At 46.5% G+C, this 13,145-nt stretch carries 10 protein-coding genes; 7 read left to right on the forward strand and 3 right to left on the reverse strand.

Annotated elements, in window-relative coordinates:
• Positions 1 to 190 precede the first annotated feature (190 nt).
• The 5 genes from dnaN (at position 191) to QUB39_RS09390 (ending at position 7,162) form a co-directional block, all read left to right on the forward strand.
• Positions 191 to 1,627 (forward strand): DNA polymerase III subunit beta, encoded by a 1,437-nt coding sequence (dnaN, locus tag QUB39_RS09370; protein WP_333261115.1) that lies wholly within the window; start codon positions 191 to 193, stop codon positions 1,625 to 1,627.
• Between the two features lie 131 nt (positions 1,628 to 1,758).
• Positions 1,759 to 3,168 (forward strand): DNA polymerase III subunit gamma/tau, encoded by a 1,410-nt coding sequence (gene dnaX / locus QUB39_RS09375; RefSeq protein ID WP_333485050.1) that lies wholly within the window; start codon positions 1,759 to 1,761, stop codon positions 3,166 to 3,168.
• Complete coding sequence (holA, locus tag QUB39_RS09380; protein WP_333261106.1) at positions 3,165 to 4,151, forward strand: DNA polymerase III subunit delta; 987 nt, start codon at positions 3,165 to 3,167, stop codon at positions 4,149 to 4,151. The genes dnaX and holA overlap by 4 nt, the downstream gene beginning before the upstream one ends.
• 599 nt (positions 4,152 to 4,750) lie before the next feature.
• On the forward strand, positions 4,751 to 6,049 hold the full coding sequence (locus tag QUB39_RS09385; RefSeq protein ID WP_333261102.1) for a ParB N-terminal domain-containing protein: 1,299 nt from the start codon (positions 4,751 to 4,753) through the stop codon (positions 6,047 to 6,049).
• A 486-nt stretch (positions 6,050 to 6,535) separates the two neighbouring features.
• Positions 6,536 to 7,162, forward strand: a complete 627-nt coding sequence (locus QUB39_RS09390) for a hypothetical protein (protein ID WP_333261099.1) — start codon at positions 6,536 to 6,538, stop codon at positions 7,160 to 7,162.
• A gap of 109 nt (positions 7,163 to 7,271) precedes the next feature.
• Here QUB39_RS09390 and QUB39_RS09395 read toward each other — a convergent pair whose 3' ends face one another.
• Entirely contained in the window at positions 7,272 to 9,197 is a 1,926-nt protein-coding gene (locus tag QUB39_RS09395; RefSeq protein WP_333261095.1) for a type IV secretion system DNA-binding domain-containing protein, read from the reverse strand.
• 246 nt (positions 9,198 to 9,443) lie between these two features.
• Between QUB39_RS09395 and QUB39_RS09400 the strand changes: the two genes are divergently transcribed.
• Complete coding sequence (locus QUB39_RS09400; RefSeq protein WP_333261092.1) at positions 9,444 to 10,217, forward strand: hypothetical protein; 774 nt, start codon at positions 9,444 to 9,446, stop codon at positions 10,215 to 10,217.
• A 241-nt stretch (positions 10,218 to 10,458) separates the two neighbouring features.
• Entirely contained in the window at positions 10,459 to 11,499 is a 1,041-nt protein-coding gene (locus QUB39_RS09405; protein ID WP_333261089.1) for a DUF5895 domain-containing protein, read from the forward strand.
• A gap of 122 nt (positions 11,500 to 11,621) precedes the next feature.
• Here the strand turns inward: QUB39_RS09405 and QUB39_RS09410 are convergent, their stop codons facing one another.
• Both QUB39_RS09410 and QUB39_RS09415 read right to left on the reverse strand, forming a co-directional pair.
• Positions 11,622 to 12,125, reverse strand: coding sequence for a hypothetical protein (locus QUB39_RS09410; protein ID WP_333298198.1), 504 nt, complete (start codon positions 12,123 to 12,125; stop codon positions 11,622 to 11,624).
• Between the two features lie 483 nt (positions 12,126 to 12,608).
• Positions 12,609 to 13,127 (reverse strand): hypothetical protein, encoded by a 519-nt coding sequence (locus tag QUB39_RS09415; RefSeq protein ID WP_333176424.1) that lies wholly within the window; start codon positions 13,125 to 13,127, stop codon positions 12,609 to 12,611.
• Between the last annotated feature and the right edge of the window lie 18 nt (positions 13,128 to 13,145).

Consider the following 13,145-nt stretch of genomic DNA (forward strand, 5'->3'; position numbering starts at 1 on the left):
CTGACTCACCCTATTTTTTTTACTATGGCGGGAGACATTTGCAATATTTAGAGATTGCATTTGAATTCAGATTTTATCTAAAAATCGTACTCAAATCTTATATCTAAAGTTGAGTGACAAGCTGCTAATGCAAGCTATTCTCCGGGCAGCTAGCGCTGCCCCCGCTTAGCAGCTATTTTAACGCACAAAGATGCAAACCAAATCCCACACCGCGACAGCTAAAAGCCGAAAAAAAGAAAGCGGATTTTCCAAAATCAAACCCAAGGCAAGTGTTCCCTTAGAACAAACCGAACCTTTGGTCGAAGATGAACCAAAACTTGAAGAAAAATCCGATCGCAATTCCTCCAATAGCGCAGGCGATTCTCCCCAGCTTTTGCCAGCAGCAATTAAGCTTGTCTGCACGCAAGACAATTTAGCCAACCATCTCGAACTTGTCAGCAAAGCTGTCCCAGCAAAACCCACCCACCCCGTGTTAGGAAATGTCCTCTTGGTCGCTTGCAAAAAAACGCAGCGAGTCCAACTCAGCGTTTTCGACATGAGCTTGGCCATTCAAACATCCTTTGATGCCAAAGTGATATCTCCCGGCGACATGACCATTCCTGTCGGGCTACTTAGCGATATTGTCGGGAAATTCTCGCCTGGAGATATCACTTTGGTCAGTCGCGAAGCCTTGAATCGCGAAGGTGAAGATAGCGAAGATAGCGGGAATAACATCACCTTGCCAGAGGCTGTTAGCAACAGTCCAGTTGCTACCCTAATTGCTGCTTGCGGTCGCTATCAAGTTCGAGGGATTTCGAGTGAAGAATTCCCTGCTATTCCTGAAGTAAAAACAGCGCAAACAATTTGCATCCCCGCTGAAACTTTGAAAGAAGGGCTGAAAGGGTCACTGTTTGCCACCGCTACCGATGAAGGCAAGCACATCCTGACAGGTGTTTACTTCAAAATCAGCCAAGATAGCCTCGAATTTGCTGCCACAGACGGCCACCGTTTGGTTGTCCTCAATACTTCAATTCAAGGTTTTTCTAAGAAGAAACAAGCGGAAATTGCACAGCCTCTAGAGCTTACAGTCCCAGCTAAATCGCTCGCCGAACTGGAGCGAATTTTATCGAGCAGGACATCCGCTGACCCAGTAGAGCTTTCTTACAGCACTGAGAGCGCTTTGATAGAATTCCGGTGGGGAGCGCAGCGCTTAGTAACGCGCTGTTTAGAAGGCGCATACCCAGCTTATCCCGATTTATTGCAGCAGGATTTCCAACATCAGGTAACGCTGGAAAAAGCACCTTTCATCAAAGCTATAGAGAGAATTGCTGTGCTGGCAGACAAGAAAGAAAAAACGCTCAGCATCCGTATTAATAGCGAAGCACAGCAAGTGTCACTGTCGCTTTTCAGAGAATTTGGAAACGGCTTGGAACAGATGGCGGCGCACGTTAACTCAGACGGCAATTTGTCCATTTCATTCAACATAAAATATTTGTTGGAAGGTGCAAAAGCGATCGCTAGTTCCCAACTCCAAATGCACCTCACTCAGCGCGACGGCCCCGCCATTTTAGTTCCTGCTGGCAACCGCTCCAAGCCCAACATCCTAATGGATGCCAAATACTTGTTAATGCCGATTTTCAAAGAATGATGTCTTTTGCAAAAAAGGCTCGCTTGACAGAAGTAAAAATATTGAGTTTTTTACTTCTCTCTTCTTCTGAGTGCAAACTCCGCAAATATGACTCTAATTCTCAGCAAACAATTACACCTAACCATTCAATCATGTACGCAGCATTGCCTCAAAAATACCGCCCTCGTAGCTTGTCTGAACTGGCCGGACAAGAGTACATCCAAAGGACACTTTCCAATGCGGTCAAAACTAATAAAATTGCTCCGGCTTACTTGTTCGCCGGCGAACGGGGAACGGGCAAAACTTCAACGGCTCGCATTTTAGCTAAATCTCTCAACTGCACCAGTGCAGACAAACCCACAGTAAAGCCGTGCGGCAAGTGCCAGTCCTGCCGCTCGATTGAAAAAGGCAGCAGCTTAGACGTTGCTGAAATTGATGCGGCTTCCCACAACGGTGTGGATGACGCTCGCGCCCTGATCGAGCGATCGCACTTCGCACCAGTTATCAGCCGCTACCGAGTGTTTATTTTAGATGAAGTTCACTGCCTGAGTTCCCAAGCTTTTAACGCTCTTCTAAAATGTTTGGAAGAACCTCCGCATCATGTAGTGTTCATCTTGTGTACAACAGAGCAACACAAAGTGCTGCCAACAATTAACAGCCGCTGCCAAACGTTTCTGTTTCGATCGCTGCCAATCCCAGCCATTGTCAAACAGCTAACAATAGTAGCCCAGAAAGAGTCAATTGCAATTGCCGAAGCAGCTAAAATTGCGATCGCCCGCGCCGCGAATGGCGGGATGAGGGACGCCTTGCAGTTGCTCGACCAGTTGAGCTTATTAGGAGAGGAAATTACCAGTTCTCACGTATTGGAGCTGTCGGGGCGGATACCGGAGTCGGATTTAATTGCAATTTTGAAATCGGCCCGCACCGGCAACGCGCTGAAGCTGCTGCAACTGTCCCGCGAACTCATTGACAGCGGGAAAAGCCCTAAAATGCTGCTGGCGTCGCTGCTAGCCTGCTACCGGGACTTGTTGCTTGCAACAAGCGTGCCGGACTGTTCGCTGATGCTAGTTAGCGGCATTTCGCACTCGGCCCTGATGGAAATTGCCTCTGCTTGGGACTGCAATGCGATCGCTGCTGGCCTCGAACAGTTGCAGGCTTCGGAATGGCAGCTCAGCAAGAGCGCTCACCCAACGCTGTGGCTGGAACTCTGCTTGCTGGGATTGGCAAAGGTGCCACAATTAAAACCCCACGTCGCTCTTGGCGCTCTTGCTAACCCCAGGCAGCCCGACCGCACCCAGAAGCTGCCCACCTCCTCCAAGTTGCGAGATCCTCGTTCCTTCGAGCGAGCCATTTGGGAAAAAGTGCTCTCAGCAACTTCTGAGAAGAACCGCGCTTTACTCTGTGCCGCTTCCCTGGTAGCACTGACGGAAAAGAAAGCGGTGCTGGCTGTGCCCGCCCAATACCTGGACAAGTTCAACCGAAATGCGGCTAAGGTGCAGAAAATATTTCTGGCTGCAACAGGTGTCCGCTATCAAGTGTCGTTCGAGGAGAAGAACGGATGATTAGTTTGCTGATAGGGGATGACTTCCACGCGATTCACAAAAAGCTTTCTGCCTTTAAAAAGAACCTCGATCCTGCTTGGATTGGCTTCAATTATCACCGCTTTGATGCTTCGGCATTGAATGAGGCGGTTGACTGCGCCTTAACTCCCGCCTTGGGAACGGAAAAAGCAAAGTTAGTGGTGGTAGAAGGGTGTAATTTCAAACAGTTTACTGAAGAGGCGCTGGAGGTTCTCCAGTTGCTCCCGCAGGTGCCGGAAAAGACGCACCTGGTTTTTGTAGCGCCTTCCATTGACAAACGCCTGAAGGTGGCAAAATTCTTGCTTTCTCAAGCTAAGCTGTTCGAGTTTGACCTTATTCCCCCCTGGCGAACGGATCTCATTGCCCGATCGATCCGAACTCAAGCTTTGGCAATAGGGCTGTCGCTGAACTCAAATGCTATTGATTACTTGGCGATTGCGATCGGCAACAATTCTGCTCGCGCCGAATCAGAACTGCACAAACTGGCGACCCTGAGCAGCGGCGCTTCCCTCACTTTAAACCAAGTGCGATCGCTGGTTCCTTCAACCACTCAAAATAGCCTTCATCTTGCCGAAGCGCTGAGGGAAAATAACTCTAAGAGAGCAGTCTATTTGCTGCTTGACCTTTTGGCAATAGAAACTTTCCCGCTGGCGATTTGTGCGACGCTGATTGCTCAATTTAGAACTTGGTTGTGGGTAAAAGCGGCGATAGTTGGAGGAGTTAAGCAAGACGCTGAAATTGCCCGGATTTGTCAAATTGCCAACCCGAAGCGAGTGTACTTTCTGAGAAAAGAAGTAGCTGCTGCTTCTCTAACATCCCTTTCGTCTGCGGTGTCCCTGCTGCTTGACTTAGAGGGTTCGCTGAAGCTTGGGCGTAAAGGGGATTCCATGTTGCCTGCAATTCTGGCGATCGCCCAACTGTTTCCTCCTAAGAAACCAAGCAAGCACGAAGTAGAAGCGATGTAGAAGTGATGTAGAAGTGATGTAGGGGCGATATAGGGGCGAGCGCGAGTGTTCATTTCCCTCGTTTAACTAATGCAAGAAGTTAAACGGGGATTTTTTTTTACCAAAACACATTATAAAACTTATTAATTAAACTAAAGTCACTGCAATGTTAATGTTTGCTACTCAAAAAATAAAACCCTCACAGAGATGCCCGAAATGTGGAAAATACGTAAGGAATGGGCTAAAGTCTCCCACATACATTATGTTTGTAGTAATTGTTAATTTGAAATACAACGTGATAAAAGCTCTGTTATAATTAATTTTAATTGTTTCTCCAGTTTTTATCAGAAACGCTCTCATAATAATCAATAATTATTTAAAAAAATTTTAAGCATAATAGTCTTTTCTTATACCATAATGTAGCGCATTGCTAGTTTAAGAAATATGCTATTCTAAGAATGTAAAAGCAGGGAACCTTTTGACAGTGAAGGCGACCTGCCGATACAGCCCGCGCCGCCCCGACAGAGAATAACCCCAACTTTCTGTTAGGAAACCTTATTGGGTTTAGCAGGCAAAGGTACAAAGCCCCAATCCCCAAATAAACAACCAGGGCTATCCAAATGAATAAAAATGAAACTGTGTCGCTCTCAGTCAGCGACGCGATTCAGCATATTGGTCTTGACCAACTCAAGCCTCACCCTCGCAATGAGGAAATTTACGGGTGCACTGAAAGTATTGCTGACCTGGTAGAGTTGATCCAACTCAAAGGCTACGTCCAACCGCTGACCATCAAAACAGATGGCACGATCGTTAGCGGTCATCGGCGGTGGAGGGCGCTATCCGCGCTGGGCTGGGAGTCGGTCCCAGTTATTGTCCGCCACTTCCAGACTGAAGATTACGAGCTCTTCGTCTTGGTGGCAGAAAACCGCCACCGCCACCAAAGTCCAGTACAGAGAATTCGGGAAGGAATTGTTGTGGAGCCTATAGCTAGAGAGCTGAGGAACAGACATGCTGCCAAGAAAGCTCGCCACGAAGCTGCTGACTCAGCAGAGCCGCCGTCGGACAACCAGCAACCGCTGATGGAAAATTTTCCATTGAACCCGATCGACTTAGGTCTGACTCCAAAGGAAATGGAACTGACGGAAAATATTGTGGCAGCTATAGTCGGCTTGGGGTGCGGCAGGAACTACAGGAAAGGGCGCATTGCCGTCAAAGCTGCCGACGAGCTCAAGAGAGACCGCCCCGAATTGGCTGCAAAGTGGTTGGACATTATTAATGACCACAGCATAGATGTGGGGTATCAACTTGCGAAGATGCAGGAGGACAAGCGAGTAGTGGCGTTGGCAGCGATCTCGTCGGGAGCAGCGAAAACCCCGAAACAAGCTAAAGCTCTGATTAAGGCTGCTTTGAGAAAATCTTCCGCCTCGAAGGAAACCGAGGGCAGCATTAGTAGCGAGCCGGTTCAAGAAAGCGATTGCGGTGGAGAATGTAAAACTTGCACTCCTTGCGAACCAATTACGGGTGAGGGAGTCAAAACGCGCTTTAGTCCAGACAGCGCGGGAGCATGGGTCATGGTCAAAATTCCTTTTATTCCTACTGAAAAAATAGCGGAAAGGAAGTGGAATGGATTTTGGGGCCGGATTGTGGAGGTTGGAGCGACTTTGAAAGTTGATATGGGTTCAGAGGTGGTGTCGCTCCTTCAATCGGATGTGGTGGCGATATTGAACCCAACGCCGAGTTTTTGCTCAATAGCTGAGCGAATTCTTAGGCTGCAAAGCTTCGGCACGGTGTACGAGTTTGGGAAGATAGTCTTGAACAGGATGCAGAGAAAAGTGGTTTGGGATGCAGCAGCGCTAGCTTATCTGGATGCTGTGGAACAGGTGGAATTGGCGCGGCGGGCGATCGAGCAGGCTTTGTAGTAAGGTTCCTTTTTACTGAAACTAACCGATGATCTGTTTGCCAATGAGTTTGAATGTGCGATCGCACAGCATTGAGTGCTGCTGCGTCGCAGTTTAACTCGTCGCTACCATAGCCAGTGCAACCTCTAACTGTTTGGCTCGTTTTTTCGCTTCCGGGTCTGACGCGGGTGACAACGCCTCTGAAACCTTGATAGGTCAATCGTTGAGGCTCCTTAACCTCGACAAGCATGATGACTGCTTGAGAGGGTTATTAACAATGTTCCTGGGCAGCAATGACGTAGTCGCAGGCATTGAGACATCACCCTTAAACTGAAGTTCCCTGTACTCGAAACCCTCTCAAGTGACGATCGCCCATGAGCATTTTTCTTGAAGTCGCTCAACTCTTATTTATAAATATTTGATAACCAAAATGTTCATTATCAATAAATAGCATCCAGGCGACTAGCGTCGCGCCCTCTGGGTAGGCTGTAACTGTCTTACCCACCTATGCAATTAATCACCCTCACTGATTTAAATTTTTTAGCCAATCCGACACAACTAACAGTTCCCATTGAATTGAAACAAGAGGAATTTCAACTAATAATGAAACAAACTTTCTTGAAACTCCCCACTGAACCCCTGCTACTTGCGAATCCCAAAGTGGATAAGTGGATTATGGAAGTTAGTTTGCTATTTCCAGAGGTATTTGAATGGGAACCTCCTACATTCTTAGTCGATACTCAGTTTAGCGCTAAGCTTAATAAAGATGTATGCGTGCAAATCAACGCCAATGCAGCTTTTCTTGAACGTCAATCCGTCCATTTAATTGAATGGGCAATCCGCCATCCTGCATTAAATTGGTCTGACCGAGTAAAATTGTGGACAGCAGCCGAATCTCTCTCGCTGTCGCCAGAAAATATCAAGCTGACCGTGTTAGCACTGCACCCCGCCCATCCGGGGACGAGGCATGAAATCAGTTGGGACAGCCGGCAACACGCGCAGGCGAAAGACTGGCTCGCGTCCGCGCTGGCAAGACAGGCGAGATGGCCTGTTGCTGCTCGAAGAACATCACCGCCTGCTTGCGCGCCCCTCACTCATTTCGACATTGAGGGAATTCCAGAGGTAGAGATTTAGACTATTATCGCAGCCGCTCAGAATCCGATCGCGGCTGTTGCTATCCGAATTGATCCCAACTTCCAGGTCAATGCCAATGGAAAATTTTCCATTGGCTGCCACACTCCCGCTAGCGCTTGCCAATGCTGCCAGTGGCAAAAACCCGCCTAGAACGCCCAGTTTTACTGACAACTGAGTCTAGCGGGTCAGAGCCAAATTTATTGCCTGAAGCTGGCGGCATCGGCGATTGGGATGGAACGTTACCTCCGGCGTCTGGCAGAGGCAGCATCCGTTCTGCTTCCTCAATGCGATCGTACAAAGCGGCTGTAAGCTGGTCAAGACTTGCAAGTTGCACCCGACTCTCCAGCCGGAACCTGACCTCTGTATCCCAGAGAGCCTCGCTCTCGCTTTGCCGCTGCAAGTCTGCTTTGGGAATGGGTATAGTCAGCGCGTAAGGAATTGACCCCTCGCCGCCGGAACTGTAGCCGGGGTTCGTAATTACACACCGTCCCTGGGGGAACCGCAAAATTTCGTCCACCGAAAACAACGGCATTTTTTGAAGCGACTCGTTCCAACTAATAGATTGATTGCTTTGAGATTGACCGCCCATTGAACGGCTGGTGGACTTGCTTTTCAGCAAAACTTCTTTTTCTCCGTAGCGATCGGAGTATTTTTTTGCAGTATCAGTGTTACCCGGATTGAATAAAATATGAGTGCTGCAAGCAGAGGCGATCGCCGCCCCCATTTTCTCTCCGTACCCTTCGTACAGTTGCTCCAAACTCTGAATTCCTAGAATGAAACAAGCTCCATTCGAGCGATATTCGTTAATCCACTGCGGCATCCGATCCAATCGAATGGAGGGAAATTCATCGAGTGAAATAACCAGTGGATCTTTCCGAGGGCGACTTAAGTTGGACACAACGAGGAGGTGAATCGCGGCTGCTAGCAGAGGCCCCACGACGGAGCGCCGCTCGTCATCTAATTTGAAAATAATCATCTGTCGGCCTTCTATTTTCGTTGGGATGTCCGACTTTCCCAAAAATGCTCGCAACAGGTCAGCTTGGATAAAACTGCTGAACGTTCCGGCCGCTGTCGTCAGAATTCCTGAAATAGTTTTTTCTGCTTCCTTAGCGCTCAAAAATTGGTTGAAGCTGGTAGCGACCCACTCATCGATTCGACGGGATTGAACCGCATAGTCAATCCGCTTTACCAAATTTGGCAACCTCAAAATTGCATAGAGCATTGCCATGTCTGGATACGTAGAACCTTTGACTAATTGAAGGAGTGCTTTAGCCAATAAGTCTCCAGCTTTAGAGAAAAACTCATCACTTTTTCCATTGCCTGCACTCGCATTTCTATTAATAACCTGACCGATTTCCCCAGCCATGACCGAATCTTGAGGGGACTTCATAAAGTCGAGGGGATTAATGATGCCTGAATAAGGTTCTCCCGGTGCAAATACCGACACTTGGTAGCCATACCGCGCTGCTAGAGGTGCGTGGAGTTTGAGCTGATCGCCTTTCTTATCGTAGAGAATAATCGGAAATCCTTGCACCATTGCACTTTCTAGCGCCCTATCAATTGTAGAAAAAGTTTTACCCGACCCAGGCGCTCCAATTACTAAAGTTGACCGTTCTGCATGAGGGAGCCAAACAGTGGGAGGAGAACCAAAAGCTGTCTGAATAGTGGTAACAAAACCTCTAAGTTTTTTCCCCTTCCACCAATAGCGAGGACTGCCACACCAGAGCGTGACTTTATTATGCTTGCGTTCCTTAATTTGTTTCAACGCAAGCTGAGTGGCTGCCATTTTTTCGGAAGTTCCGCACACCTTGCCAGTGGTAATTTTGCCCTTTCCATTTCCCAGAAACCGAGACAGTAAGAGGAGGAATATCAGCGCTCCTATTGTTAGATATCCATCCGGGTTATTGTATTGTTGGAAGAGACCGCCTAAGTCAATTGACGATAGGGGTGTGGGTTGCTGGGTTCTCCTCTGGGCTTGAGCGAGAACTGGAGTAGAGTTAGCCTGTGCTATCAAAAATTTAATCTCAAAATTCATAAGTATCTATCTGAATTCAATATTTTGTCTATCGCTCAATTAACTATGACCTCAGTTGTAGCTACAACTTAGTGTTGGCAGATAAGTAACCTTAAATCAAAATTACTCAGTGTTAGTTCAGTCTTGGGAACGAGCAATTACAGCCAACAGTTCTAACTTTCGGTAGAAAACAACCAGCACTTGATATTATCCCTGCTAACGCAGTCAACAGGATAGGAAGCAAAATTATTGAAAGATTTTTTTACCGTGAACAAGAAACAAAAAGAGTGGCTGTCAGAGCTTTTGAAGAGACACCCGGACTATGAAATTTTAAAACGCAGCACCATCAAACTAGGAAGAGGCGACATTTCGCTAACTTTAGAACGTACAGAATGGATTTACATGGGAGCCGTTGAACTAAAATATTCAGGAGCCTATCTACCTGGATTAAAGTGGCATTATCTTAACGCCAGACTATCCAGAACGGGCAAATTGCTTTCCGACTTAACCTACAACTCTAAAGTCGTGTCTTACCCTCACTGTCCGCTGGCACCTGACTGGTTGACAAAATCTAACTTAGAAGAGGTGAAAATTCAGGAAGGAGAACAGATGAATTTCCCCTTTCACGAAGCTGTACTGATGGTAAGCCAGCCCCCGTTACTGAAAGGGAGTTTTTACCGAGCGAAGCGGTGGCGTAGGCGCAAATCAGAACGATCGCCTGTAGCAAACAGTCGCCGCACTCCAAAAACTTTCCAGCGCGAACTGCCATTTTTGAAGCCAAAAGCCCTAGCTCCCGATACTAAATTTGTCCCCCTTGCTTGTATTGATGGCGGTTTCGTACAGGTTCCTGAATATCTAATAAAGTTGTTAGAAGAAGCCAATGCTAGTCTATCCGAACAAGCAGATGCAGCTTCTTTGTACGCGATCGCGGGTTTGAAAGGAGCCATCAACTTTGTTGAAGGGCTACCTCTACTGCGGACAATAGGAATAAACGCTTTACCGAGCGTCGATAGTGCACAATATTGGCAGCGAGAAAATTAAAAGCATTGTGAGTGCTTGATTCTGATAATAGCGCAACTTCAGAAATTGCTGAAGCTGCGCGATCGCTTTCACAATCGTTCTTTTTTTTGCACACTTAATTAGTCTTCCTCACGATTCGGTAGTTCTGTACTACCAGTTAATTTTTTTATGATTTTTAAATTGTTTTGACAAAATTACTAGGCTTAACTGTGCTACCTCTTACCCTTTTTAAAGGTAAGGCTACCGCCTTGCAGGAACTGCAATGTCACAAACTTTTAGAATGGTTAAAACCAATAGTAAAGCTAAAGCAAAAAGCTCAAATAACGCAGGGATGATTGAAGGCACAATCCCACATCAGTCAGAAGACCTTGATTTTGAAATTGACCCCGAACTCCTAGAACCCGGTCACAATCAAGTAAGGCGACCAATTCTGCCCTATGGCATCGTCATCAACGAACAAGTGGCAGGAATATTAATTCCAGAGGATCAGCTAGAAAAAGCCAATTGGTTTGTCATGCCAACAGAAGAGGAAATGACTACAATTGGACTAACAGAAGATGTTACAGGCCTGCTGTTCTCTAAATGCCGCTTATGCGTGCTGGGATTCGTCCCTGAATACATTCGTTACAAGAATGACGTTCCCGATCTAGGCGGTAGTGTTGTCGGGCTGTACGAAGAGTATAAAGCTCAACTCGATAAAAAGATAATGGATGTTGTTAGCGAACACGCCATTGTCTTCTTGGATGAAAACAATCGTCCCAGACACAGCACGCCTATTGTCGTCAGATTTAAAAATGTTGCGCTTTGGAGCTTTAAAGCAGCCAGAGACGAATTCTACCGTCTGTTGGAAAAAGCATTCGCCGATTATTTCCAAATTCCTTTCAGCGGGAAAACCGATAAATGGCGAAGCCTCGGTATCCTAGAGGTGGAATTCAAAGGAGTTAAAGAAGGTGAAGGCTCTAATAAGAGCTACTGTTGCAAAACTGTCAGCTATACTAAGCCAACTGCTGATAATTTCCCCTTTCTATATCTGGGACGCCCGCAGCATAAAAATGCGATTTGGGGGCTGCACGATATCATTGCCGGATTCACTGAAACTCCTGCATTACCAGGTACAGCCGAACCGCAAATTCAAGTGTTGCCACCCGCTGCTCGTAAAATAGAAAATGGAAAAAAGCAGACCGCCAATCATAAATCCCCTCGTAAAATTGCCGCTGAAGTAATAGAAGAAGAGGATGATTTCGACGATTTTGATGAAGAAGAGGAGTTCGACGATGATTTTGATGCGGAAGCAGATGACTAACAGCCTCGGTTAGTTACTTTTGAAGAAGTGCCTCATATCCAGTTAGGGAGCGAGGCATTTTTTTATTGGTGCGGAACAGGCGATCGCTAACGAAGAGCCAAGCTCAAATACTTTAAAGTCGCTTATTTCATTTTATTGGGAAGCTCAATCAAGGAACTGTTAGCTAACTGGTACTGGCGGCCGTTGAAGCAATAAAACAACTGCCGAATACCATTTTGTGACGGCTGCTGTACTTGCAAGCAAGGCAAATCAGAGGTTTCTGAGGGGTCACTTACTACTTGAAGTAGCGGTTTATTAGGTGGCAAGTTTTCGTTTAAATAAGTAGCAAATACACGACGATGAGGAGGAACATTCTTTCTGAATAAATACCCAGCATATAAGCAACCTCCCGCCCCACAAACTCCAGGGCTGTTAAAATTAAAAATAACTAACCTGCCTGTTTGTCCGTTTACAGCCCAAGCCAACACATTTGATGCTGAATTCTGGGGGTTCAGGTCAGAATTTTCGGCAACTATGCCTTGAACAGTTTCAACAGGGATGAGTCTAGTAGCAGGTGTCCAAGAAATCGTTGTAGCACTCGGGGTGCAACCAGCAGTTCCTAACAACACCGATAACAGCAAGAACAAGACCACTCCAAAGCGGAACCACCGCCCAATAAATAAAAACGATGATACTCTGGACCGAAAATTATTTAGGGAATTAGAAGCGGGGTTTGGGAGTTCCTTATGAGAAGGTTGAGAAAACAGTAATAATTTTTTATTTGCAGCTATGATTGGTGGCTCCCCTATGTGTTCTGAACCTGAAGTTAGTTGTTGATTTTTGCTAAACATTGCTTTAACCTCCGTAAATTATTTCTATGTAGATGTCATACCAAATCCGGTTAGGAAAGACACCCGGCAGATTTACTAAATCCAGTTAGGAAAGACACCCGGCAGATTTACTAAATCCGGTTATGGAAGACACCCGGCAGATTTACTAAATCCGGTTAGGAAAGACACCCGGCAGATTTACTAAATCCGGTTAGGAAAGACACCCGGCAGATTTACTAAATCCGCTTTAAGCAAAAGTTTAATTTTTGCTTGTATGAATCTTATCAAAGCGAACATATCTCACTTATTTTTGCTAGTTTTACTAAGTGAAGGAACAGTAATCCCAACCTGCTTAAATGCCCAAAGCTCTTCTTCCGAAAATTGCCAAGTGGGTTCTCCCAAATTCGGCTGCAAAGTAGAGCGGAACTTATCAATACTCCCTGCCTTGTTGATGGAGTAACGCAATTCTCCCAGAGCGATTTGCCTTGCTATCGGCAGCTTGACAGTGTGGCTGTAAGGATAAAAATCGTTCGTCGGGTTGGAATAAAGCAAGCTACACTGCTTCCCTTGGAGAGAAACCAATACAGAAAAAGGCACGGCATCTCCCTGCAAATAGGCATCGAACAAGCGATATTGAGTGCTGCCATCTGTTACTTCAGTTACAAACTCTGTCCTGAGAGTCCCCAGACCAACTGGAAGGCAAGCTGAAGGGACATCAGCGTTCCGAGTCGGCTGGCTAAAAGCTGGGGGATGGGTGAATAAACTGCTCAACAAATAAACCAAAAAAGCTGTTAGCAAGCCCCAGGTAAATTTCAACATAATTGTCCGTTTTTTCAA

The sequence above is a fragment of the Microcoleus sp. AT8-B5 genome (assembly GCF_036705565.1).
Classification (GTDB): Bacteria; Cyanobacteriota; Cyanobacteriia; order Cyanobacteriales; family Microcoleaceae; genus Microcoleus.

Coding starts and splice junctions, on each gene's coding strand:
- dnaN (WP_333261115.1), top strand. CDS start 191: ATGCAAACCAAATCCCACACCGCGACAGCTAAAAGCCGAAAAAAAGAA.
- dnaX (WP_333485050.1), top strand. CDS start 1,759: ATGTACGCAGCATTGCCTCAAAAATACCGCCCTCGTAGCTTGTCTGAA.
- holA (WP_333261106.1), top strand. CDS start 3,165: ATGATTAGTTTGCTGATAGGGGATGACTTCCACGCGATTCACAAAAAG.
- QUB39_RS09385 (WP_333261102.1), top strand. CDS start 4,751: ATGAATAAAAATGAAACTGTGTCGCTCTCAGTCAGCGACGCGATTCAG.
- QUB39_RS09390 (WP_333261099.1), top strand. CDS start 6,536: ATGCAATTAATCACCCTCACTGATTTAAATTTTTTAGCCAATCCGACA.
- QUB39_RS09395 (WP_333261095.1), bottom strand. CDS start 9,197: ATGAATTTTGAGATTAAATTTTTGATAGCACAGGCTAACTCTACTCCA.
- QUB39_RS09405 (WP_333261089.1), top strand. CDS start 10,459: ATGTCACAAACTTTTAGAATGGTTAAAACCAATAGTAAAGCTAAAGCA.
- QUB39_RS09415 (WP_333176424.1), bottom strand. CDS start 13,127: ATGTTGAAATTTACCTGGGGCTTGCTAACAGCTTTTTTGGTTTATTTG.